General features: G+C 53.0%; 15 protein-coding genes and 1 CRISPR repeat array (1 of these 16 cut by a window edge). All 15 genes read left to right on the top strand.

Annotation, left to right across the window (positions count from 1 at the left end):
• The first annotated feature begins 365 nt into the window (after positions 1 to 365).
• The 15 genes from VJ464_14950 to cas2 all read left to right on the top strand — a co-directional run bounded on the left by VJ464_14950 (position 366) and on the right by cas2 (position 16,296).
• Positions 366 to 1,775, top strand: coding sequence for a DNA methyltransferase (locus VJ464_14950; protein HKQ06431.1), 1,410 nt, complete (start codon positions 366 to 368; stop codon positions 1,773 to 1,775).
• Positions 1,776 to 1,787: 12 nt separating this feature from the next.
• The gene (locus tag VJ464_14945) at positions 1,788 to 2,408 is read left to right on the top strand and encodes a hypothetical protein (GenBank protein HKQ06430.1); all 621 of its coding nucleotides are present in this window, start codon (positions 1,788 to 1,790) and stop codon (positions 2,406 to 2,408) included.
• A gap of 10 nt (positions 2,409 to 2,418) precedes the next feature.
• The gene (locus tag VJ464_14940; GenBank protein ID HKQ06429.1) at positions 2,419 to 2,790 is read left to right on the top strand and encodes a hypothetical protein; all 372 of its coding nucleotides are present in this window, start codon (positions 2,419 to 2,421) and stop codon (positions 2,788 to 2,790) included.
• Between the two features lie 59 nt (positions 2,791 to 2,849).
• Positions 2,850 to 3,638, top strand: a complete 789-nt coding sequence (locus VJ464_14935; GenBank protein ID HKQ06428.1) for an ImmA/IrrE family metallo-endopeptidase — start codon at positions 2,850 to 2,852, stop codon at positions 3,636 to 3,638.
• A gap of 133 nt (positions 3,639 to 3,771) precedes the next feature.
• Positions 3,772 to 4,965 (top strand): hypothetical protein, encoded by a 1,194-nt coding sequence (locus tag VJ464_14930; protein HKQ06427.1) that lies wholly within the window; start codon positions 3,772 to 3,774, stop codon positions 4,963 to 4,965.
• Between the two features lie 13 nt (positions 4,966 to 4,978).
• Entirely contained in the window at positions 4,979 to 6,853 is a 1,875-nt protein-coding gene (locus tag VJ464_14925; protein ID HKQ06426.1) for a DUF87 domain-containing protein, read from the top strand.
• Positions 6,854 to 6,868: 15 nt separating this feature from the next.
• Positions 6,869 to 7,459, top strand: coding sequence for a type I-MYXAN CRISPR-associated protein Cas6/Cmx6 (gene cas6 / locus VJ464_14920; GenBank protein HKQ06425.1), 591 nt, complete (start codon positions 6,869 to 6,871; stop codon positions 7,457 to 7,459).
• Positions 7,460 to 7,492: 33 nt separating this feature from the next.
• Entirely contained in the window at positions 7,493 to 8,254 is a 762-nt protein-coding gene (gene cas6 / locus VJ464_14915) for a CRISPR-associated endoribonuclease Cas6 (GenBank protein HKQ06424.1), read from the top strand.
• A 37-nt stretch (positions 8,255 to 8,291) separates the two neighbouring features.
• Positions 8,292 to 10,073 (top strand): hypothetical protein, encoded by a 1,782-nt coding sequence (locus tag VJ464_14910; GenBank protein HKQ06423.1) that lies wholly within the window; start codon positions 8,292 to 8,294, stop codon positions 10,071 to 10,073.
• Between the two features lie 12 nt (positions 10,074 to 10,085).
• Positions 10,086 to 11,039 (top strand): type I-B CRISPR-associated protein Cas7/Csh2, encoded by a 954-nt coding sequence (gene cas7b, locus VJ464_14905; protein HKQ06422.1) that lies wholly within the window; start codon positions 10,086 to 10,088, stop codon positions 11,037 to 11,039.
• Positions 11,036 to 11,752, top strand: coding sequence for a CRISPR-associated protein Cas5 (gene cas5, locus VJ464_14900; protein HKQ06421.1), 717 nt, complete (start codon positions 11,036 to 11,038; stop codon positions 11,750 to 11,752). Before cas7b ends, cas5 begins: the two co-directional genes overlap by 4 nt.
• Positions 11,737 to 14,199, top strand: coding sequence for a CRISPR-associated helicase Cas3' (gene cas3 / locus VJ464_14895; GenBank protein HKQ06420.1), 2,463 nt, complete (start codon positions 11,737 to 11,739; stop codon positions 14,197 to 14,199). The genes cas5 and cas3 overlap by 16 nt, the downstream gene beginning before the upstream one ends.
• A gap of 7 nt (positions 14,200 to 14,206) precedes the next feature.
• A complete protein-coding gene (cas4, locus tag VJ464_14890; GenBank protein HKQ06419.1) occupies positions 14,207 to 14,704 on the top strand; it encodes a CRISPR-associated protein Cas4 in 498 nt (165 codons plus the stop codon).
• Positions 14,705 to 14,751: 47 nt separating this feature from the next.
• On the top strand, positions 14,752 to 16,011 hold the full coding sequence (gene cas1b / locus VJ464_14885) for a type I-B CRISPR-associated endonuclease Cas1b (GenBank protein ID HKQ06418.1): 1,260 nt from the start codon (positions 14,752 to 14,754) through the stop codon (positions 16,009 to 16,011).
• A 21-nt stretch (positions 16,012 to 16,032) separates the two neighbouring features.
• Positions 16,033 to 16,296 (top strand): CRISPR-associated endonuclease Cas2, encoded by a 264-nt coding sequence (gene cas2, locus VJ464_14880; GenBank protein ID HKQ06417.1) that lies wholly within the window; start codon positions 16,033 to 16,035, stop codon positions 16,294 to 16,296.
• Between the two features lie 244 nt (positions 16,297 to 16,540).
• A CRISPR array of direct repeats spans positions 16,541 to 25,646; the repeat unit is 30 nt; unit sequence CGTTGAATCGAACCAATGTGGGATTGAAAC (it continues 450 nt past the right edge of the window).

Below are 25,646 nucleotides of genomic sequence, written 5' to 3'. Positions count from 1 at the left end.
CATTGTCAGCAAGGGTTCGCTCAAGCGGGCGAATCGAGGTCATCGTCGCTTTCCTCCTCAAGTTTTTACAGTGCTTGAAAAGGATAAAGCTGCGGTGGCCTTTTATGCATTTTCAAAGATCATTTTTGTCCTGTACTAAGGTATATTGCATAACAATTAGGTTGACAGTTCAGATTGAAGTTATATACTCCAACCAGCCAACACTTGGTTCTGATGTTCCAGCAGGGCAATTCAAGCCATTCGCGCAAATTGCCCCAAGACGGCCAATGTCATTGTCTATCTGAAGGCCCGTTGTTTTATGGCCATATGAAGTTTGCAATTGAGCAAGGCCTTTTGCAGTGTCATCACAATTGAAAGGTACGAGTATGCTCGCATCAAACGCATCGGCTGAGAACAGCCAGGCGAACGAACAAAAAGAACCGGATACGGAAATGGACTGGTCATTCGCCAATCTGAAGCCCTCGCAGACGCTGTGGGGGCCGCATGGCTATCATCGCTACCCGGCCAAGTTCATTCCGCAACTGGTGCGCTGCCTGATTGAAGGCTACTCAACGGCTCATTCACTGGTCGGCGATCCCTTCCTCGGTTCGGCAACCACCGGCATAGAAGCCTTGCGCACCGGGCGGGCTTTCTGGGGAGCGGACATTAACCCGGTGGCGCTGCTGATCAGCCGAGCGAAATGTCATCCGGTCGATTCCGAGGAGATTAAGAGATGTTGGCGGCGCTTAGATCAACGACTCGAATGCTTGCCGCAGATTGGCCGGCGGGCGCTGACAACGGCTGAGACATCCGCAATCCAGGCCATTGACATTTCGCGAGCCAGCGCGGAAGAGCGGCTGGCTTACTGGTTTCCAACTACCTACAGAGCGACCCTGGAGCAATTGCTGCACGTGATTACCAGGTTGCGCAACGCCGCTCACCGCACATTCTTCTTGTGCGCCTTTTCTAACATTCTGCGGGGCTGCTCGATCTGGCTGAGCGGCAGCACCAAGCCGCAGAAAGACCTCGCCAAGATTCTCAGTGGCCCCCTGGACAGTTTCCGCCGCCAGGTGCGTGATATGCTCCGCCGCAATGATCTTTACTGGACGGACTTGACTGGCTCACACCTGAACCCATCGGATGTTTCCTCGTTGTGCGCCCTTGAGCTTCAAGATGCGCGACGCTTGCCACTGAGCGATGGCCATCTTGACCTGATCGTCACCAGCCCGCCTTACGCGACCTGCTATCAGTACCTCGAACTTCATCAACTGACGCAACTGTGGTTTGAAAGACATCATCTCATCGAGTCGAGTGATCTGCGCCATGCCTGCATCGGCGGAAAGGGCATTTCTGCCCGTGAAGGCGATGGCGCCTGTTTGTCTACAAGGTCTAAAGCCGCAGACCATGCATTAGCACAGCTGGCCGCGCCGCGTCAGGGCTCTGTGGCCAGTACAGTGGATCGAGAAGTGCGGGCGCTGCGATATTACTTTCAGGATATGCGGGCGGCCATCAGCGAGATGGCGCGCGTCACCGCAAGAGGCAAATACCTCGTCCTGATCATCGGCGATTCGACTAAGCGCGGGATCAACATCCCGACATCGGCGGCGCTTTCCGAGATGGCTCTGGCGTCGGGATTCGAGTTGCAGCGAAAGATTGTGCGCCAGGTCCCGGCACGCGTCCTGGTCAGCACCAGAGACAAGAAGACGGGCCGCTTCTCTTCGGCAGCGCAGAGCGATACGCGCGTCTATCCCGAAGAGGACATCTTGATTTTCAAGCGCGGCCCGCGCTCGCATTGATGGTAAGACCTCATGGACGAAAGCGCCTTTCAACAGCCGACGGCCCAACAGCTATCTGCCTTTGCGCAAGGCGACCCGATTGCGAAAGACGAGATTGCTCATCTGGTCTTGCTGCAACTGGCCCGCTGGGCCTGGAGTCATTACGCGAATCTGCCGCGAGATGAGGTGCAGAGCATTGTAAACAGCGTGCTCGCAGAAATCCTTCGCCACCCGGAACGCTACGACGCGGGTCAAGCCAGTTTCACCACCTATGCGATTCATCTGCTCAAGCTGCGATTGGCGAGCCTTTACCATGCCTTGCAGAAAATCAAAGCGTTTCGGGACTCAGCTTGCGAAAATCTGCTTCAGCCGGCGTATAACCCTATAGACACAGTAGAGCTCGACCGGCGCATCGAGCGCGATCAGTTTTTCGGCGCGGCGGTCGAGCGGCTGGAGGGCGCAGAGAAAGAGTTTCTCCGTTTGATCTTGCAGGGTGAAAAGCAGCAAGCGGCATTCGCGCAAGTCCTGGCTCGTTATGGCGCGATCAAGCCTGCGGGGCGGGAAGTAAAGAATGTGAAAGCCCGACTGCTGCGCAAGCTGCAAGCCTTAACTGATGAGATGGGCTATGAGGCAGACGATTTGATAGGCGAGTAAAGGCGAGAAGATGGTGAATAACAGCGACCATACGGACGACGAAGAGATTATGGCTTCCTGGTATGCCTATGCAGCGGATGAGCCGGGTTTTGTCGGCTACTGGCTCGGCCTGCTGCGCGAGCGGCAGAGCGTTACGGCAGATGAACAGGCGAACGAATTTGGCACCGATGAGGTGGTGTTTCACCGGCTTCAGGCAATGCCGCTGCCGCGCGAACAGGCACTCGCGCGTGACGCCCATCGAATTGCCGAATGCTGCCATCTGAAGAATCCTATAGCGTTTGTGCAGGCCATGATTCTGGCGCGCAGTCTTGAGCTCGGGGCAGACCGCCCAGCGGTTCAGGAATTCTATCAAGCCGCTTTTGATGAAGAAGAGCTGGAGTAGCCGGCGCTACAGCATCAGATCAGTCCACAAGCCGAGTCTCAGGTTTTGAAAGGAAGGCGATGCGCGACAGCCCGCCAATGCAGCGCGTTTTTTCGATGATCGCCGCGCTCGCGGATCTTCTGGCCGAACGACCGGAAGGCGAATTTCATGTTTTGCCCCGTGATGTCGAACGCCTCATCACCTACGGCCTGGAGATTCCCATCAAAAGAATGCTGCCGCTCACCTTCCGCGAAGCCTTCCGCTACCTCTGCATCCTTCGTGGAGAAAGCTTTCAGCCGCCAGTCCTGTCTATCGTGGATCGCCGGCTTTATGGGCTGCTTCACATCGGGCCGCCGTGCAACATCATCTTTATTCGTGACCGGCTGTCGCCGCAGACTCACACCTACGTGCTGGCTCACGAGTTGGGGCATTTCCTCGCGGATGTCTTCCGCGTTCAGCAGCTCTGGCTGCGATCATTGCCTGAGCAGAAAGATGCCATCGAGCGCGCCTTCGCCTGGCGCGAGTGCGACGCGCGGCTTGAGCTATACGCCTTTATCAAAGGGCTGCCGCCGCGGCCTAGAGAGATCATGAATAGAGGCCAGGCGATCAGCCCGGAAACGGTCGAGCGCGAGATACAGGCTGACCTGTTTGCGCGCGAGCTGATTGCGCCGTGGGATGTGGTTTCACCACTCATGCAGTCCCACGACAAAGCCCAAATGGTGACTCTGCTTTACGAGAAGTTCCAATTGCCGCGCCGGATTGCCGAAAGCTATTTTGAAGATTTACGGCGCTACCTTGCGCCGCAGCCAAACGTTATCGCTGGACTTTTCGCTGGGCTGCTAGCTTCTGCGGACAAAAGCCGCCAGTAAGTTTTCTTTCCATCGCGAGAAAATGGCTGATAAACGCGGTATAACCTTTTGAGCACGGAGAGTCAGGTTCAGGCAACCGCATCCGTCTCGGCTCACGCGATTGGCTGCCAAAATGCGAAGGGAGTAATACCGCATGCTCGCTGTCGACCCAGAGGGCGCAACCAACCCGAATTCGGAATCGGAAGTCGATGAAACCTTCGACAACAGTCTCGACTTCGAGAGCATCATCGATCCGGCCAGTTGGAAGCCACCGGGCGAATACTATCAAACCATGCCGGCGGCGGCGCGCGCCACGGTCAGCCGTGTAGTCGAATCCGACGGCCAAGTGCGCCGCGAGCTGCGCGAAGTCTTCTTCCCGGAACTGGCGCGCGCCGGCAAGCTCCTATGGGAGAAAGCGAACCCGCGATACATTGAACTCCTCCAGCGCAAGCGCCTCTACACCGGCGAGGTGGTCGCTGCCGATGGCACGCTCGCCAGATATGAAACCTTGAGCTTGGTCGGCGCGCAGGTCGCCATCTCCAGAGTCAGCTATCAGGGAACGACCGGCCAGTTCGTGTCCAACATCATGCACTGGGGTAAAGAACTGCCCCGCAACACCAGTGCCGCCGACATCGTTGCGGCGCTCAACTCGCGCGGCGAGGAGCTGAAGAACAAAATCCCCAACATCTTTCTCTATGCGCTGATGACCTACAAAGAGCGGCAGGTGCTGTTAGACACGCCGCCCGGCACGTTCAAGCTGATTCAGGGAACCCTATTCCCACACGAGATGTTGAGCGGCTCTGGCCGCCAGCACATCCTTTTACCTTGCCTGAATCTGATCGGCGCGCTGATCGAAGACGGCGCTTACGCGGCGATTGTCTCGCACGATTCGCATCGCGATCTGCTGTCGCTCGGGCTGGCGCTTGAGGCCGGCGAGTACCTTGTCGTGCGCGGCGGCGAAGAGATATTGAACCAGTATTTGGATAGCGCTCACTACACCGACACCGCGATACCGCAGTATGGCGGCAAGAGTCAGAAAGAAGTCTTCAATGAGTTCAGAGACCGACACGGTCGCCAAGTGGCTCAAGGCGTGCTGCGCGCTCACGAGATGAGCCCGCCTTATGTTTTCTACTGCAACAAGGATCGTCTTTCGGAAGCCGTCCACATGCTGCTGGCCGACGCCGCCAACACCGGCCCGCGGGGCTTTCCCTTGCTGTTAGACCTCGCCGACCAGTACTGCTCCGGCACCTTCCGCCCCGGCGAGTACACCAGCCATTTGAATGCCGAATTCGCCCGCGCCTCGGGCGGTAGCGCCATGTATCAAACCGAGCGATCAACGCGAGATTGACAGGAGGTAAATCATGTCCAGCGCCAGTGAAAAGACCGGCAACGGCAAAGGGCCGCAATCGGCCAGAGTTGACGGCGCCATCGAACAATTGAACGCGCTCCCGGAAAATGAAGACCTCGCGCGTCGAGCCGCCGAAGCCGAAGGCGCGATCGCCTTCGTCCACTTCGATCCCTCCGCCGCGAAAAGCCATATCATTCAGGCGCTGGTGCACAGCAACGACCTGGCGACGGTGCATCGCGGCATGTACGTGCACATGGTCAGCACGAAGGACGGGCGCCGCTACAGCGGTCGCATCGTCGAAGGGCCGTTTTACAACCCCGACGCGCTCAAGCGCGACTCGACGCCTGTGCAGTTCATCATCCTGAATCAGGGGCAGGGCAAGGTGCTTGCCGTGCCCGAATATCACGGCTGGGTGCAGATCGAGGTTCTCGGTGAAGAGCGCAACGGTGTGCTTACGGGCGCGACCCGCCGCCCGCATCCGGCCTCGCCCGTGCTGCCTTACGACGAGACGATGATGACGGCGATGCTGAACCTGGAAGGCAACATCCGCCTGGGGCTGCTCGATAATTATCAGGGCATCTTCGTCGAGATCGATGGCGACAACAAAGGCGTCGTGCCGCGCAACTGGCTGACGGTCGGCACCATCGGCAGCGGCAAGACCAACACCTGCCAGGTCTTCATCGAAGAGACGCTGGCCGCGGGTTATGCGCAGGTGGTTGTTGACCCTGAGGGCGAATACATCTTCATGGATCAGCCATCGAGCGCCGCCAACATCGCCGAAGACCTGAAACCGTTCGAGCGCTCGCCGCGCGGTGCGGCGGGCATTACGGTCTACCGGCCGCCGCTTGCCGAATCGAAGTGCAAGGATGCCATAGAGTTTTCTGTGCCCTTCGATTCCCTCAGCCCGGAGATCGTCATGGAGATCACCGAGATGAACACCGCCCAGCAGACGCGCTTCACCTTCCTCTACGAGCAGGCGGTTCAGATTGCCCGCAAGAAGAAAGGCCAGGCTGTGGCAATTGACAGCGAAGACGTTGATCTGTCGAGGGGCTACCCGGGCATCACGCTCGCCTGGCTGCTACGGATGCTCGATCAGGAGTTTGAGTATTACTTCTGGCGGCGCGAGCACAAGAAGACGGCTAAGTCCAGACGCAAGGCGTCAGACGACGATAAAACCGACGCGGAAACCGATACTGACGCGGCTGAGAAGAGCCCCGAGACCTACTGCCACAAGTACCAGCTTGAGCCGCTGATGCAAGACCAGACAGACGCAGCTTCTTATGGGGCGTTGCGCAAGAAGCTGCGCGAGCTTCAGATGATGCACATCTTTGACCGCAAAGATGCGCCGCCGCTCGATGTCAAAAAACTCAGCGAGCCGGGCCATCTGTCGGTCATCGATATGAGCGATTCGCGCGAGCAGCAGGTGGTGAACATCGTCATCGCCGATCTGCTGGCGCGAATGTATCACTACAAGATGAGCTTGAGTGAAGAGGAGAACACCCGTCGCCGCGTCTTTCTGACGATTGAAGAGGCGCACGGCTTCGTGTCGCGCGAGAAGCAGGAGCGCATGGAACAGACGCTCGACCAGTTGCGCAGGATTGCGCGCCGTGGCCGCAAGCGATGGCTGGCGCTGCACTTCGTCACGCAGTCGCCACAGCATCTGCCGTCGGAGCTGTTCGAGCTGGCCAACAACAAGATCATCCATCAGACGACCGGGGCCGAGAACTTGCGGGTGTTGAAAGCTGCGGCGGGCAGCGTGAACGAAGCGATCTGGGAAGAGGTGCCGAGCCTGGGCAAAGGCCGGGCGATCATCGTTTCGAGCCAGTACCCGCATCCGATCATCACGCAGATTCGCCCGGCCTCGTCGAAGCGGGAGTTTATGCGGTAGGGTGAAGGCGCGGCTATGGTCTACGTCGAGTTGAGATTTCCGCTGCTGGGCGCTACGCCGCCGCGCGCTGACGGGCGGGCGATGTTCCGCGCCATCTCGCGGCTCGTCCCGGAAACCGCGAACGCCGGCTGGTTGCTTGTGAGCGCGAGACGATCAAGCGGCGCGCTTGCGTGTGCTCCACAGGTGCACTTGCGGATGCGCCTGCCGCAGAGCCGCGTATCGCGGATGTTAGAGCTTGCCCACCGGTGGTTACAGATCGGCGGCCAGCCGGTGAGACTGGGCACGCCAGGGATTTCGCTGCTCAAGCCCTGTGCAAGTCTCTACGCGAGATGCGTGGTGATCAACGGCTGCTCAAGACCAGAGGCGTTTCTCGACGCGCTCTGTTGGCGGCTCGACGAGATGGGCATCGCCTGCGAGATCGAGTTGGGTCGGCGCGAGCGATTTCGCGCCGGCCGGCGCCGCGTCGTCGGCTTCGCCTTAACGCTGCATGACCTGAGCGAAGACGATTCTATCGCGCTTCAGGAGCAAGGGCTGGGCAATCACCGTCACTTGGGCTGCGGATTCTTCGTGCCGGCCTTAAAAAAATCTGTGCGAACGAGCCGATAAACGTCGTCCATAGTGAATCAAGGGGTATAACGGATGCGAGTCAAGCTAACCTTGCTGGCAACAAAACGAAACGCCGTATTGCCGTTGAACTACAACCACGCGGTGGCAGGATTGATCTACCGCACGATCGGCAATGCTTCGGAAGCATTTGCCACCGCGCTGCACGATGAAGGCTTTGAAGCCGACCGCCGGCGTTTCAAGCTGTTCACCTTCTCGCGATTGTTTGTGAAGCGCCGCCGGGTGGTTGGCGACCGGATGGTGCTGGAGTCGCCTGAGGTATCGGTACAGGTCAGTTCGCCAGTCGACGAGTTCATCGAGCATTTTGTCTCGGGCCTGTTCCACAGCGAGCGGTTTCATATTGCGAACACTGAATTCACGCTTGCGGAGGCTGAAACGATAGCGCCGCCGGAGTTCAGCGGGCGGATGAGCTTTCGGGCGCTCGCGCCAATTACGGAGTCAGTGCGCGATGAACAGAACCGCGTGCGCTATTTGAATCTGGAAGATGACTGGTCGGGAGTGATCGCGCGCAACCTGGCGCGCAAGTACGAGGCGTTAAACGGTCATGCTCCGGTGTATGAAGGCTTGCATTGGGAGTGGGACAGGGTGTATATAGCAGAGGCTACAAAGCGCAACCGGCGACCCTCGGTATTAATCGAGCTGAGCGAAGGAACTAAAGTCCGCGGCTGGCTGGCTCCATTCACGATAGAAAGCAGCAAGGAACTGATCGAGTTAGGCTACGAGACCGGCTTCGGCTCCCGCAACTCCATGGGCTTCGGGATGGTAGAAAAGAAATAAAAAACACTCCCAACTTTTGAAAAGGCAGCATGAGCAAATGTTAGAAACCCTGCTACAGATTGGAAAAACTCTCCGACAGTCCAATCGACTGCGTCATCACCGCTATATCAAACGCGCCCCGTTGAGCGATAAGAAGATGTCTGTCGGTTATTTCTCCCTGCCTGTAAGAGAAGACTTTAGATTTGAGCTTGATAACATCTCGACAATAATGGACGAAGATTTTATCAAACATCAACTTTTTTACCTGGCTTACAAATCTTCAGACGCTGATAGCTTAATGAAATACATTTGGGGCGACATTTCTTATGGCGTCATAAAAGATAAAGAGCGAGGCTATTACCGCATGGAGAACCCGGAAATAAAAAACGCTTTCGGTTTAAGTTCATTCGTGCGGGGCAATGAGGATGTTAAACCATTTGCTGGAACTGCGATTGAGAAATTCAGGGCCTCTTTCGCCGACCATCGAGAGCAAATCGAGAACTTTCTAAAAGAACAGGGCAGGGAAAAGATGTGTTTCTTGCATTTCGCGTTTCAAGGGCAACGCGAACATTGGTACGAGTTTGAAGAAGAATTAGACGCCTTAAACCGTAGGCTTCTCGATGAGTTTGTGACCAACCAGAAGGGGCAAATCGTTTTGCGAAAGAGTCTTTATAAAACCCTTGCCTCGCCAGAAAAGAATCTTCCCTTCCCGAATTTCACGCCGGAAAGTATGTACAAGGCCAAAGCCTTCGGCAACGCTGACGAGGTGTTGGATTTGCTCTACGCCATCAATTACTCAACAAGAGCGATGTTGTCCGCACGGGACATCAAAATAATCATTTTGCCGAAAGGTGAGAATCTGACCGCTGACCAGATTGAAGAATTTTTTGAGTACAAGAGCGACGAAAAGGAATCAAGTACAACAAAGGCAACGCAACAGGGCATAGCGGAAGACAAAGTATTAATTTCCGAACAAACGACCGGCCTCTATAATTTCTTCGACAGCCTTACTCCAAACGTTCTATTTGAAACCGGCGCAAACATTCATTCATTCGATTTCATTTTCAGTAAAGCCGGCGGTGTCTCTTCACCCGACGTGGATATGATCGAACTAGCCGGTTTACAGAAAAGTCATCTACGCGCGGTCGGGGAGCGAATTGCCGATATTCGTCAAGACGTTGAGGCAAAGCGCAACAGACTCATCAAAAGCAGGAAAGAACTTGGCCCGCTGGATGTGCGCCGTTCATTCTTGAATATCTTGGGCGACGTGACTACGGATAAGAAGAAATATCAAAGCCATTTGTTAAAAGTGCTTCCGCAAATCTACGCAGACACATACGCCCGCGACGACTTGTTGCTTCCCGGATTTGTGGGGAAAAACGAATTCAACATTCGAAATGAAATCTCGAATTACAATCTGCTCAAATTTGACTACGAGTTTCTGACTCGATTACGGAAAGGCGGAGATAAGGAAATGGAAACAATGAACGACTCGAACAGCTACAAAGCTGGCAAGCTGCTTGGGCAACTGGCGCAACCCGTCTCCTGGGAGATCAAGTCCTTTGAGAAGAATTACGTTGGCTTGTTGTCAAGGCGCATTTCAGATAAGCAGAGCCTAGTTGCTTTCGCCAACTTCATCAACGAAAAGCTGGCTATTCACGAGCGCGCCTATCCCAGCTTGAAGCAGAAGTTTATCGAGCTGGTGAGGCTCTTGAGCGAAATTAGTGAAGCCAATTATCATCGCGACTATTGCGCCTTCGGCTTTTTTGAAGGTTACTTCGGCAAGCCGGATATTCCGGTCAAGGCGAGTGAGACAACGACGGAGTCTCAATCAAACTAATGGAGGGAAACCATGAGCAACGACAATCTTCCTGTGCAGAAGTCCGAAATTCTGTTCCTCTACGAGAGCACATATTCAATTCCGAATGGCGATCCTTTCACAGGCGAACAACGTTATGACGACGAGACCAAAAAAGTTCTTGTCAGCGATGTTCGCATCAAGCGGTTCATTCGCGATTACTTCATTGCGACAGGCGCTGATATTTTCGTCGTAAGCGACAAAAGCGCATTGGAGACGGATGAGAAGCTTAAAGGCTCGGGGGCGGCTTTGCGCATGCGAGCTTTGAAAGGCAAATACGGCCAGGATGCCGAGGTGCAGCGCGCGAAGGCCAAAGGCAAAGCTGAAATTGACACACTGAGGCTGATGCAAAAGTGTATCGATGTGCGATTGTTCGGAGGCATTTCTACTGAAGAAGGTGACGCGGTTAATCTTACAGGGCCTGTGCAGTTTGCTTTGCTCAACCCGTCGCTTAACAAGGCCGACCTGCGTATTCACCAAAACACCTCTGTCTTTTCTTCAAGCGAAGAAAAATCACGAGGGGCTATCGGCACGACAACAGTCGTTCCCTATTCGCTCAATCAAATTCACGGCTGGATCAATCCTTATTCAGCGCGGCACACGGGCCTGAGTGAAGCTGATGTCAAGGAGATGTTCAAGGCGCTGTGGGAGAGCGTCAATAATGCCAACACACGCACAAAGTCGAACCAGAATTCGCTCCTGCTTTTGCAGGTTGTTTATGCAGAGCCAACCAAGAAACTCTACGGTGTTGATCGCTTCATCAAACTTGAGCCAAAAGAAAAGCGTGATGAGCAGATTCGTAATAGCGATGATTATTCGCTTGATTTCTCACGCTTAAAAGAGGCCGTGAACTCGCCTGTCGTTTCAGCGGTCAATTTCTACACAGAGAAGAAAGAGCTGCGCGATGAGTTGAATAACGCAAGTAAGTTTGTCGAGATGAGCTTATGAAGGGCTTTCTATTCGACATCAGCGGGAATTGGGCACACTACCGCAAGCCTGAAACCAATAACAATCCGCTTACACATGATTTCATCACGAAGACGGCTTTGCTTGGTTTGATAGGTGCGGTGCTGGGAATCGAGCGGAAAGCGATGGCGCAACTCTTTCCGCAGTTTTCCGAAGATTTGCTTTACGGAGTTTGTGTCAGAACCCCCGTGAAGAAAGAATCCTGGGCCTTTACATTGCGTTACGTTGTGGACTTCTTTCAAAAGGCTCCGAAGCAAATGGAGTTTCTGAAGAACTCAAGAAACCGGGTGGCTCTGGCGTTGAGGAACGAGCGTTCCGCTAAGTATTTCGACGCTTACCAGATAGCCATTCAAGCGCAAGAAGCGCGGTTCACGCCCATCTTGGGTTTGCACAACTGCCCTGCTGAGTTGAGCTTTATTGCGGCTGGCGAATTCCATGCAGGTAATGGCGAGTTTGTTACGCAGTCGTTTATTACGGAGCATCATCAACTGAAAACTGACAAACTCATTACTACATCAGCTTTCGCAAAAGGGTTTCGGCTTGGCGTGGAGCGGGTCCCTACATTTCAAAATGACGACTTCTGGAATCCCCCCGAAAAGTATGTGCGGGTGATTTATCCCTCCGAAGGCAAAGAACTGATTGCCAGCGGTGATTATTTTCAATTCAGCGATGAAAGCCAATGGGTGCTGATCTAACAAACTGCTTTTTCTCTCATCCAGGCAAGCTGCTTCAAGACCACCTTCACGGTGTAGCACGAAAGGTTTTGCGACGCACTGAAAGTTTGCCTACGAACTTAAATCTCAAGATCGCTGAAGTCGCTGCGCTCTTTCATGACCTGGGAAAGATCAATCCGAATTTCCAAGCGAAGCTAACTCCGATTAAGCCGCAGGGATATTCCGGGCATTCGTATTTATCGGCTTACGCCCTATTCTGTTTCGCACAAAGCAATCAGGAAAGAATAAAGGAATGGTGCGGCGACACGCCTAAGAAATTCTTGAGCCTGGCCGCCATGATTGCACGGCACCATGGGGATTTGCCTAATTTTGCAGATGGTATTTTCAACTCGCGCCCATTTGCAGATTTGCAGAAGTTTTTGGCGGAAAGAAACCCCTTGCCGATTTCAGATTTCCTGCAACTTCTCCTGCCGCATACTAAATTCGAGATCAATGAATCGCCCGATTTGAGCGAGAGAATTTTCAGAAGTGCGCGATATGTACCAATGCATATTAATGACTCCCTCGCCTTTTTCCTTGAGACTCAATTCGGGTTTGCGTGTCTGCTTGAGTCAGACAAACGGGATGCTGGTGACAACGAAGATTACAAGTGTGAAAGGCTCAAGCCTTATTTTCAACAGAATATCGCCGCACGGATTGACGAGAAGCTCGGCAGTTACAAGCCTGATAATGACTTGAATCGTGCGCGCACGCGAATGCGAGAAGTAGCGGTTCACAGCTTGCGCTCAAAGTTGAAGGAAGGCAGGCGGGTTTTCACTCTGTCAGCTCCGACCGGCGCGGGCAAGACCATGATGCTGCTTGCTCTGGCGAAAGAAATTCTGGGGCACGATCCGGCGCTCAAGGTGATTTATGCATTACCCTTCCTGGCGATTACGGAACAGGTCGAAGCCGTTTGCAAACAAGTTTTATACGGCCTCAACGAGTTTGACGAAGGCAGATTAAAAGATGAGGTTGCGGTTTTACGCATTGATTCACGCGCGGAAAATTCGCGCATCGAAAAATTACAGGGCGAGTTGGAAACAGAACAAAATGAAGAGAAGCTGGCAGAATTTTTACGCGAAAACTTTTCTGTAGAGACTTTCGACCATCCGTTTATTGTCACCACCTTCGTCCAAGTCTTTGAAACATTAGTCAGCAATAAAAACGCGACGCTGCTTCGATTGCCCAACTTTTCACGCACGATCTTTCTATTAGATGAGATACAAGCATTGCCGCCACGCCTCTATATTTTTTTCGTGGCGTTGTTGGATGAATTCTGCCGTCAGTTCGACAGCTATGCAGTCGTATCTACCGCAACGATGCCGTATCTCAAAATCAAGCCAAAAGAGAATGTTGTCAATCAGCCCGATAATGAAAGGGCTGAAAAGCTTTTCATTGGCTATATGCCTCCACCAGAGATATTGAGCGCGGACTGCTACAAAGAAGATGCTTTCAACCGTTACACTATCAGCAATGAAAAGCATATTTCTACCGTCGAACAGCTTGCAGATGAAATCCAGAGTTGCGGTGATTCCTGTCTGGTGATTTTGAATACCATTGATGATACCAAGCGCCTTTACACATTACTGCAAGAGTTTTATGGGACTGATGAATGTGTTCTGCTCAATACTCACTTTACTCTTAATGATCGTCGCGCAAAATTGAATCATTGTCAGCAAAGGCTAAAGGACAAAAAACAGATCGTACTCGTTTCGACACAGTTGATTGAGGCAGGCGTGGACATTGACTTTCCCGTGTTATATCGGGACTGGTGTCCACTGCCAAACTTGATTCAATCTGCTGGACGTTGCAATCGCAATGGCCAATATCCTGATGGCGGCAAAGTTCGTGTCGTCGCTTTGCAAAGCATAGGCGGACGGCTTTCCGCCGAATTGATTTATCGTGGAAAGGACAAAAAGCTGCTTGATTTTGGCAGCGCAGAATTTCCAGAGTTTATTTCTGAGGCTGAAATGAAAACGGTTCAAGAAAAATACTTTGAGTTTGTCGGAACCAACCTGACTATCGGCGAGCATGAACAAACCAATATCAATCTACACATGACTCGGCATATAAATAAGGCGGAATTTGAAACCCTTGGAAGATTTAAACTGATAGATGACCAAAGATTTGGTGAAGAATATCGTTACTTCATCCCACAGAGTTTTGAAGATTCGAGATTTGAAGATTTGCAACAACTAGCCGGCATAAAAAGGGGGAATAGTTTTGCTGAAGCTAGGAAAAATCGTATCGCAGTTGAGATAAAACTGCGCGAAATGGCTGGCGACATTGTGCAGTTTCGTCTGCCGAGAGATAAGGCTTTTCCGGCGTTTTCTAATGACGAAGTTCTAGGAATAAGGAAATTGGCAGATAACAGCGACTACTCAACGGAATTGGGCATAAGGTTAGAAGGTGGCGGATACATTCTCTGAATCGTTTATGAAAGAACTACCTCAATTCACCGGCACCGAAGTCGGCTACTACTTCATCTGCCACAAGAAGCTCTGGTGGTTCGCGCACGGCGTCCACATGGAGCACGAGCATGACCGCGTCCACCTCGGCCGCCTGGTTCACGAAGACGCCTATGCACGGCGCAAAAAGGAACTCGACATCGACGGCAAGATCGTCCTCGATTGGCGCGAGGACGGCTGCATCCACGAGGTCAAGCTCACCGACAAAATGGAAGAAGCCCACGAGATGCAGCTCCTCTATTACCTCTATTACCTCAAGCTCAAAGGCGTTGAGGGCCTCAGCGGGCAGATTGATTACCCGAAGCTGCGGCAGACGAAAACCGTTGAGCTGACCGCAGAGAAACAACAGCGCCTTGAAGAGACGCTCAAGGAGATGCAGCGCATCGTCGCGCTGCGGCGCGCCCCCGGAGTCGAGTGGATGAAGATTTGCCGGTCTTGTAGCTACGCCGAACTTTGCTGGGGGTGAGCGTGCTTACAAGCAAAGTCTTCAAATATTGCACACCGGAGTTGATTATGGCTAGACACTATTATTTGACCCGCGCAGGCCGCTTGCGGCGCAAGGACAACACGCTCTGCTTTGAGCCGACGGCTGAAGCGGAACCGTCGAATGGCGCGACCAAGAAAAGCGTCATCGAAGAATTGTTCTCGCTCAACACGCCTCAGCAAGACGCACCCGCCGAGTTCAATGCACCGATAGACGAGATAGCAGATGAAGCGGAGGCTTCAGCCCCGGCGCTTGAGCCGGATGCGCTAGTCGATGGGATGGGCGATCTCGCGCTTGAGCCGGAAGCCGTCTCCGGCGACGAAGCACTGGCTGGGCCAGTGACCGACGCATCGGCAGACGCGCCGGTTCGGGTCGCCGAGCGCCGTGTGATTCCCATCGAAGATGTCGACGCGCTGTGGGCCTTCGGCGAATTGGAATTGAATGCCCGCCTGCTGAACTTCCTGGCGCAGCATCAGGTGCCGGTGCACTTCTTCAACTACTATGGCTACTACTCGGGATCGTTTTACCCGCGCGAGTATTTGAATGCCGGCTTCGTGCTGGTCAGGCAGGTGCGACATTACAGCAATCGAAGGCTACGGCTGACGATTGCCCGCGAGTTCATTCATTCAGCGCTGCACAACATCCTGCGCAACCTGCGCTATTATGGTGCGCGGGGCATCCCGCTGGACGCCGAAACCGAAGGCGTGCAGGCCGAAGTCCTGCGCGTGGATGCGGTAAAGGACATCAATGAACTGATGGGCTGTGAAGGGCGGGCGCGCAGTTGTTACTACCAGGGTTTCTCAAAAATCCTGCGCGAGCGCGCGGAGTTCACCCGGAGGGTGAAGCGCCCGCCGGACAACCCGGTCAACGCGCTGATTTCATTTACAAATGGATTGGTCTATGCGGCGGTGCTGACGCAAATCTACAGGACACAGTTGAATCCGACGATCAGCTTCTTGCATGAGCCTGGCGCGCGCCGCTTCTCGCTGGCGCTCGATCTGGCTGAGATCTTCAAGCCGATACTGGCAGACCGGATGTTGTTTAAGCTGATTAATAATCGTCAGATCAACCAGCGGGATTTTTCTCAGGACTTGAACGGCTGTTACTTGAAAGAATCGGGCCGCAAGGCGGTTCTGAAAGAATGGGACGCGCGGCTGGAGACAACGATCGAACATCGTCGGCTACACCGGAAAGTGAGCTACGAAAGATTAATTCGATTGGAGTGCTATAAGCTGGTCAAGCACCTGACGAATGTCGAGCCTTATGTAGCCTTCCGCACCTGGTGGTAAAGCGAGGATGAGAGGCAGGCAATGTACGTGCTTTTGGTCTATGATGTTGAGGTGAAACGGGTGGGAAAAGTCCACAAGTTTTTGAAACGACATTTGAACTGGGTACAGAATTCGGTTTTTGAAGGAGAGTTGACCGAGTCACAAATCGAAGAAGTCCGGATCGGGTTAGGCCGTTTGATGAACCAAGAGAGCGATTCGGTGCTGATCTACACGGCGCGCGAGGAACGGTGGTTAGATAAGCAAGTGATCGGCTGCGAACGTGGAAAAACGGATAACCTGCTGTGAGAAGAAGCTTTATCAAAAATACCCGTCGTCTGCCCCGGATAAAAATGCCTGTTTTAAGAGGAATTATGCCGACACAGATCAACTTTCTTTCCACTAAGTGCGCTATCCAAAATGGATAATGAAGGTCGTCAGGCTCTCCTACTTTGAGCCTTATTAATGCCCGACGACGCCCTTACGTCTGAACCTGCTAAAAACGAGTGCTAAAACCTTGATTCTGCGAGTGCGAAAGCTATAGAATCAAGGCCGTTGAATCGAACCAATGTGGGATTGAAACCAGATCGAGCCGGCCGCGGCCGACGGTGTTGTCGGCGTTGAATCGAACCAATGTGGGATTGAAACGGCTATGACGATCACGCCATCGGCGCCTTTCAATCGCGTTGAATCGAACCAATGTGGGATTGAAACGCAGCTTGAAATCTACTGTCGCGCGCGGCGGGTAGGCGTTGAATCGAACCAATGTGGGATTGAAACCTCGCTCGCCCGGTGGGCGACGTCGAGGACCTCAATCGTTGAATCGAACCAATGTGGGATTGAAACGCAAGTCGCGCTTGCCGGCGAGCACGGTCCACACGGCGTTGAATCGAACCAATGTGGGATTGAAACTCCTGTCGTCTACGGCCTCGCCGGCGCGACGGCGTTGAATCGAACCAATGTGGGATTGAAACGACTGCCGACCTGAACGCGCTCGACCTCTGCGGCCTGCGTTGAATCGAACCAATGTGGGATTGAAACTCGGCGGCGCCGGTGAGGTTGGTGCCGACGGCGCAGACGTTGAATCGAACCAATGTGGGATTGAAACAATAAATAAACCGCGTTCCCATTCTGTTTGAGTCCACCGTTGAATCGAACCAATGTGGGATTGAAACTTGACGTAGTAGGCACCACCGGGCACCGTTTCCGTCGTTGAATCGAACCAATGTGGGATTGAAACCAGCTTCAACGCCTGATGCAGCGGCTTCAACGTATCCGTTGAATCGAACCAATGTGGGATTGAAACGGGACAATATGATTGATGCAGCACGCGCGGTGCAGGCGTTGAATCGAACCAATGTGGGATTGAAACGCAAGCCGGTGGGCGTCACCGTGTATGACAGCGCAGGCGTTGAATCGAACCAATGTGGGATTGAAACCGCAGCGTGCGCGTGAAGCCTACAACACTATTGCATCCGTTGAATCGAACCAATGTGGGATTGAAACTTGAGCGTGAAGTCGTTGAAAGGTGCAGACGTCTTCGTTGAATCGAACCAATGTGGGATTGAAACCCTGGGTGGATGCCTGCCTGCCGTTGATCGAGGCGCCGTTGAATCGAACCAATGTGGGATTGAAACCCTTGACGCGCAACCACCGCCATGAGGTCTGGACGCCGTTGAATCGAACCAATGTGGGATTGAAACTGCCTTGATCGTGAAGGCGGCCAGCTCACGACGGCTGCGTTGAATCGAACCAATGTGGGATTGAAACACTTTATTCGCGGCGACGGCCGCGTCATTATATATGCGTTGAATCGAACCAATGTGGGATTGAAACTTGATATACCCGCCTGGATTGCGCCAGCGCGGCGGGCGTTGAATCGAACCAATGTGGGATTGAAACGCCTGAAGTTGTGCGGGGCCACCCTCGTCAAATCCACGTTGAATCGAACCAATGTGGGATTGAAACTCGGGGTGGCCCTCTGCGTGCGCCCCTTTTTCAAGGCGTTGAATCGAACCAATGTGGGATTGAAACCTGCTTAGTGAAATCAGCCGCGCCGAAGCCAGCAGTCGTTGAATCGAACCAATGTGGGATTGAAACCGCCGTGTGCGGTTGCGTCGCCAAGTAATTTCAATTACGTTGAATCGAACCAATGTGGGATTGAAACTTTACCATGCCGACAGATGCGACTGTGTAAGCTGTACGTTGAATCGAACCAATGTGGGATTGAAACTAACAATGGTTACTTTCAACCTGGCAGTGCATCATCGTTGAATCGAACCAATGTGGGATTGAAACTTGAGCGTGGGCGCTGTGCTGTTGTTATCGCTCGTGCGTTGAATCGAACCAATGTGGGATTGAAACCTCACATTAAAAGTTTCTTCGATACGTGCTATATCCTGCGTTGAATCGAACCAATGTGGGATTGAAACCTTGCGACTGGCTACCAGTCAAAGCCACCCTTTGACCGTTGAATCGAACCAATGTGGGATTGAAACTAACAATCAAATCGTCAATTTCTGTTTCGGACATGTCGTTGAATCGAACCAATGTGGGATTGAAACCCCGATTTTTGCATCTCGGACTGACCGGATCGGTCAACGTTGAATCGAACCAATGTGGGATTGAAACCGCCCCCGCCGCGGTCTTCGTCTACAACGACACCGCCGTTGAATCGAACCAATGTGGGATTGAAACTCTTACCAGTGTGTGCTCAGACGAATATGCCCAACGGCGTTGAATCGAACCAATGTGGGATTGAAACCCAAGCAGGTCGCGGGGCTCGACCGCGATATGGAGTCGTTGAATCGAACCAATGTGGGATTGAAACGGCGACCAGGGGCGCGGTCGTCGCCACGCGGCAGATCGTTGAATCGAACCAATGTGGGATTGAAACACCCGATGCAGGATTGGGTATTGACGCTGAAACGGCGTTGAATCGAACCAATGTGGGATTGAAACGCCAAAGCGCCGGTGCCCTACACCGCGCCGAAGCGCCGTTGAATCGAACCAATGTGGGATTGAAACCTGGGATATCACAGGCTACAGATCAAAAAGGGGGAGCGTTGAATCGAACCAATGTGGGATTGAAACACTACTGAACTCCTATGCCGTCGAACTCGGCGAAGCCGTTGAATCGAACCAATGTGGGATTGAAACTCAGCCGCCCGCGTCCTGTTGTGGACTGTGCCGAAGCGTTGAATCGAACCAATGTGGGATTGAAACGGATGACAATAGGTGCGCCGCCGCCGCTGTCGCCGGACGTTGAATCGAACCAATGTGGGATTGAAACGCCCAAAAGCCGTGGCGTAGAACTTCTCTGCGAAAGTCGTTGAATCGAACCAATGTGGGATTGAAACAAGATCGAGCGAACGCCGATTGACACCGGCCAGATGGCGTTGAATCGAACCAATGTGGGATTGAAACTCCCCGAATTCCGATATTATCACCTGCCTCGACCTCCGTTGAATCGAACCAATGTGGGATTGAAACCTCCGAGCGGGCGAGTGAAAACGCTTCGATGCTCTTCGTTGAATCGAACCAATGTGGGATTGAAACTTAAGCAAGCGGGCTCGTCGTTTCTCTACTTGCGCGGCGTTGAATCGAACCAATGTGGGATTGAAACTGGGCATCACGTTCGCCCTCAACCTGCATTACAACGTTGAATCGAACCAATGTGGGATTGAAACGCAAGGTCAACGCCCTGCTGGATGTCGTGCGCGTAACGTTGAATCGAACCAATGTGGGATTGAAACATCGGCGTCGAGCCGAAGACCACCGAGGCGGCCATCGTTGAATCGAACCAATGTGGGATTGAAACGCGTAGTCCTCGCGGCACATCGTTAGCCAGGCACGGCGTTGAATCGAACCAATGTGGGATTGAAACTCAGATGAAGAGATCGCCGTGTTGTTGCTTAAAGACCGTTGAATCGAACCAATGTGGGATTGAAACCCGGCGTCTGGCAGCGCCCCATCGCCAAGCCGCGCCCGTTGAATCGAACCAATGTGGGATTGAAACCAGCTCTATGTCAAACCAGTCTCGACGGCCGCAGCCGTTGAATCGAACCAATGTGGGATTGAAACACGTGCGCGTAAAATCGGTTGTACCTGCCCATTCAACGTTGAATCGAACCAATGTGGGATTGAAACTGGTCTCCGCGCTCTATAAGCCCGACGTCGAGAGGCCGTTGAATCGAACCAATGTGGGATTGAAACAAAATGGCTTCGATGAGATGGGCGCGTGGACGATGCCGTTGAATCGAACCAATGTGGGATTGAAACAAAGAAAAGCACTCGCGCGCGAAACTGGAAACGGAACGTTGAATCGAACCAATGTGGGATTGAAACCTGCCGTACTGCTGATTGATGACGCACTACACCTTCTGGTTCCCGGATTTCGAGGAGATTGAAACCTGCCGTACTGCTGATTGATGGGGCAGAATTTAAGGCGTTGAATCGAACCAATGTGGGATTGAAACATGTCTCGGCGCAAGTCTTGAGGTCTACAGCCACGACGTTGAATCGAACCAATGTGGGATTGAAACTGAAACGTCGCAAGCCTGAGCTACAGGACGAACTCGACGTTGAATCGAACCAATGTGGGATTGAAACGCAGGCCGCTTACAGCCAGCGCACGCGCTACAACTTCGTTGAATCGAACCAATGTGGGATTGAAACTCGCTCAGGCGCACCGAACTCAGGATGGCGTTGTAGCGTTGAATCGAACCAATGTGGGATTGAAACCAGAGACCGGACTGCCGGAACTGGAATTCGTACTCGCGTTGAATCGAACCAATGTGGGATTGAAACTGCGACGTATGACAGGCATGATCTCTCATTCGTCACCGTTGAATCGAACCAATGTGGGATTGAAACTTTCATTGGGCGCGTGCCGCATCGGTCGCATCGGGGCGTTGAATCGAACCAATGTGGGATTGAAACGATGAAGAAAGCCTTACGTTGGCTCAAGCTGGCCAGGCGTTGAATCGAACCAATGTGGGATTGAAACTACAGTGTTGAGCCCTCATATGGAGGAATCACGGTGCGTTGAATCGAACCAATGTGGGATTGAAACCGCCGAGAATGATAGCGCGGCGCAGCTCCGGCGACAGCCGTTGAATCGAACCAATGTGGGATTGAAACACTTCACTGTTGGTGAATTCGACCCCCGCCTGTACGCGTTGAATCGAACCAATGTGGGATTGAAACGCTTCTGAGGTCGGCGCGCTCCAGCCGCTGAATGTCCGTTGAATCGAACCAATGTGGGATTGAAACTGTAGTCTGGGGACTGCTCAGGCGTCAACGCATTTTCCGTTGAATCGAACCAATGTGGGATTGAAACAGCAATTCGCCTGACTCGGCATTAGCATAATAAAATTCGTTGAATCGAACCAATGTGGGATTGAAACGTTTCCGACTTTCACAGGCTCGCCGCAGATGCAGGCCGTTGAATCGAACCAATGTGGGATTGAAACGAGGAAGTTGTTGAATACGTCCAAGAAATCAACGGCGTTGAATCGAACCAATGTGGGATTGAAACAGCGGTGTCAGTTGCGGCCTGTGTTGTTGTTGTGTCGCCGTTGAATCGAACCAATGTGGGATTGAAACACACCGGCAAGAAAATCATTCCTGCATATGGGCCTACGTTGAATCGAACCAATGTGGGATTGAAACAAATGCCAGTATCCTTTTTCGCAACAACAACTCTGACGTTGAATCGAACCAATGTGGGATTGAAACAGAGATAAAGACCTTGAAGACGCGATGGAGTTTCTACGTTGAATCGAACCAATGTGGGATTGAAACCAAGAAGATCATCGTCAGAGAGCGCGTCAACATCTTCGTTGAATCGAACCAATGTGGGATTGAAACCAGACCCACGCCCAGTTGGCCAGCGTGCCGTAGTCCGTTGAATCGAACCAATGTGGGATTGAAACTTGGCCTGCATCTGTCCGAGGGCCAGGACGATGCGCGTTGAATCGAACCAATGTGGGATTGAAACTCGAACGAGATGCGAAACAGGATGTTTGTCCCGTCGACGTTGAATCGAACCAATGTGGGATTGAAACGCGGTCATCAGGTGCGCGATCCTCGACTGCTCGATACGTTGAATCGAACCAATGTGGGATTGAAACTCGCCGTCGGCACCTCGATGGCATGGTGCTGGAAGACGTTGAATCGAACCAATGTGGGATTGAAACAACGACGAACCCACCTTCAACGAGACCTACGCCGAACGTTGAATCGAACCAATGTGGGATTGAAACCGCACCAGTTCTTGCCGCGCCGGTGGCTCTCCCAGCCGTTGAATCGAACCAATGTGGGATTGAAACGCAGTCCGCCGCGCCGTCCACAAATACGACGGCAGCCGTTGAATCGAACCAATGTGGGATTGAAACGCGACCCTCAAAGCCGTAGAGCACGCCGAGCAGACCCGTTGAATCGAACCAATGTGGGATTGAAACTCGCCAGCGGGACATTCGCTTTGTTTCGCTACGTCCGTTGAATCGAACCAATGTGGGATTGAAACTCCACTCCTCCCTGCCTTCCTGGTTCACCGGACAATCGTTGAATCGAACCAATGTGGGATTGAAACGCAGGAGCGAGACCGTGGCCACCGTCATGGCGACCGCGTTGAATCGAACCAATGTGGGATTGAAACGTCCTCGTGGGGATGAGGATGTCGTCGGCGGCGGGGCGTTGAATCGAACCAATGTGGGATTGAAACGCCATTTCGCCGCCGGCTACACGGCGCGCGACGCCGACGTTGAATCGAACCAATGTGGGATTGAAACCATCACCGGCGGCTTCGTGCCGATCACGCGCGTCGACGTTGAATCGAACCAATGTGGGATTGAAACACGCTTTCCCTGAACCAGAAGAGAAACCCGTGGTGGCGTTGAATCGAACCAATGTGGGATTGAAACCTACTCGATTACCGCGACGAAAGAAGAAAAAGACAGCGTTGAATCGAACCAATGTGGGATTGAAACTGCCACCGTTTTTTGACGTAGGCCGGGGCAGGCGGGCGTTGAATCGAACCAATGTGGGATTGAAACATATCCGCCGCGTCGCCTGTTTCGTGTTTCGAGTGTCGTTGAATCGAACCAATGTGGGATTGAAACAAGGGCTTGCCCGCCAGCCCGCTCACGGCGCTTTCAGCGTTGAATCGAACCAATGTGGGATTGAAACTCATGAACTGGTCGCGCTGCGCCTTGTCCATCCGCATCCGTTGAATCGAACCAATGTGGGATTGAAACCCTGTTCAAAGGCAAATGGTACGACCGCAAGAAAGGCGTTGAATCGAACCAATGTGGGATTGAAACTCGAGTTGATGCTGTTTGAGCGTGGCTATTCGTTCCCCCGTTGAATCGAACCAATGTGGGATTGAAACTTGCGACATATCAGGCGACGATAGGCCAGCAGGCTAACGTTGAATCGAACCAATGTGGGATTGAAACTCGGCTACGTTGATGTCAATTTCAACGACGGTGCCAACGTTGAATCGAACCAATGTGGGATTGAAACGATCAGGTAGGCGTCGAGCATGGCTTTGTTCTTGCGCCGTTGAATCGAACCAATGTGGGATTGAAACGCGTCAGCACTACGTCGCGGCTGTCGTATTCGCGCTGCGTTGAATCGAACCAATGTGGGATTGAAACTTGTTGAGGACGACAATTTCGACGCCGGCCACCGCCCGTTGAATCGAACCAATGTGGGATTGAAACCTTATCGACCTAATCAACGACGAAGAAGAGTGGCGCCGTTGAATCGAACCAATGTGGGATTGAAACGCCGGTATTGCCGCTCGTTTGCCGGGCCGTGGCCGCGCGTTGAATCGAACCAATGTGGGATTGAAACCAGGTCGAATAAACGCGATGAGTAACGAGTGACAAGCGTTGAATCGAACCAATGTGGGATTGAAACGATGGCGTCGCTGCTGACGATCTGCGAAGCAGGGAACGTTGAATCGAACCAATGTGGGATTGAAACACGACCTGAAGCAACACGCCGAGAGCGCCGTCGAGTCGTTGAATCGAACCAATGTGGGATTGAAACGCACTCAGCCGCCCGGCTCGCCAGAGGCCAATTCTGCGTTGAATCGAACCAATGTGGGATTGAAACTGATCTGCTCGACAGTGCCTTCCGCCGCGCCGTCGCGCGTTGAATCGAACCAATGTGGGATTGAAACCAAGGCGAGTCCGGCGAAGAGCAGTAAGAAGGCGTCCGTTGAATCGAACCAATGTGGGATTGAAACCATGCAGTCTGGGCAGACGACGTGCCAATTGGCGAACGTTGAATCGAACCAATGTGGGATTGAAACTCGGGGTACTGGCGGATGGCTGGCCGATTGTCCTGGCGTTGAATCGAACCAATGTGGGATTGAAACTCACCCGTTCGCCCTGGCGCGTCTCGACAATCGCACCGTTGAATCGAACCAATGTGGGATTGAAACGAGCTTCAAGAAGCTCCGGCAGTCGGTATAGCACCCCGTTGAATCGAACCAATGTGGGATTGAAACGTCGGCTGCGCGATAACCTCAGCGTCATCGCCTAAAACGTTGAATCGAACCAATGTGGGATTGAAACGCAGCTCGCAACCCTCTGGAAAGTTGAAAAGCACTCCGTTGAATCGAACCAATGTGGGATTGAAACAAGCCCACCCGGAGCTGACGGCGCTGTGAGAATCCCGTTGAATCGAACCAATGTGGGATTGAAACTTCGATTCTGAGGGTGCGGACGCCAGCTTTATACGCGTTGAATCGAACCAATGTGGGATTGAAACGCATGGCCGAGTAGCCGCCCGCGGGCGGCGGAACGTCGTTGAATCGAACCAATGTGGGATTGAAACGCGAAATCCTGCGCATCGAAGTGGTTTCCGAGGTGCCGTTGAATCGAACCAATGTGGGATTGAAACGGATGCCGCTGACGTTGAGTTCGGGGTCGAGCAGCGCCGTTGAATCGAACCAATGTGGGATTGAAACGCGCGACCAGCTTCTCGAAGACCCGGTCTTTGCAAACGTTGAATCGAACCAATGTGGGATTGAAACTGAGGCCGACCCGCTCGGCCTCGCGCACACTCTTCTTCGTTGAATCGAACCAATGTGGGATTGAAACATGGCCAGAGCTGTTAGCATGGTGTCACCTTAAAAGCGTTGAATCGAACCAATGTGGGATTGAAACAATCTTCAGGCGTATAGCCGAGCGCGCTAATGACTTGCGTTGAATCGAACCAATGTGGGATTGAAACCATGATGCTCTGGGATATTGACGCGGGCACGCTCAACGTTGAATCGAACCAATGTGGGATTGAAACCAACCCAGGTCGAAATCGACAAGATGACCGCTTCGGCCGTTGAATCGAACCAATGTGGGATTGAAACGCTATTAATAACCTCGCATCCGTAGTCCGCAGCAGCGTTGAATCGAACCAATGTGGGATTGAAACTCTTCTGAAACCTGTCGATGTTTTCCGCACGCTGCGCGTTGAATCGAACCAATGTGGGATTGAAACTTGATAAGCCCCCGGAGCCAGGTGTCATGGGGCGGTCGTTGAATCGAACCAATGTGGGATTGAAACCTATCAATGGGCATCAGTACAACGACGCCGCCCGCCGTTGAATCGAACCAATGTGGGATTGAAACCGTCTACAGCCTCTT

Source organism: Blastocatellia bacterium (assembly GCA_035275065.1).
Classification (GTDB): domain Bacteria; phylum Acidobacteriota; class Blastocatellia; order UBA7656; family UBA7656; genus DATENM01.
The sequence above is the reverse complement of the archived record's forward strand: the minus strand, read 5'-3'. Positions and strand labels throughout refer to the sequence as shown.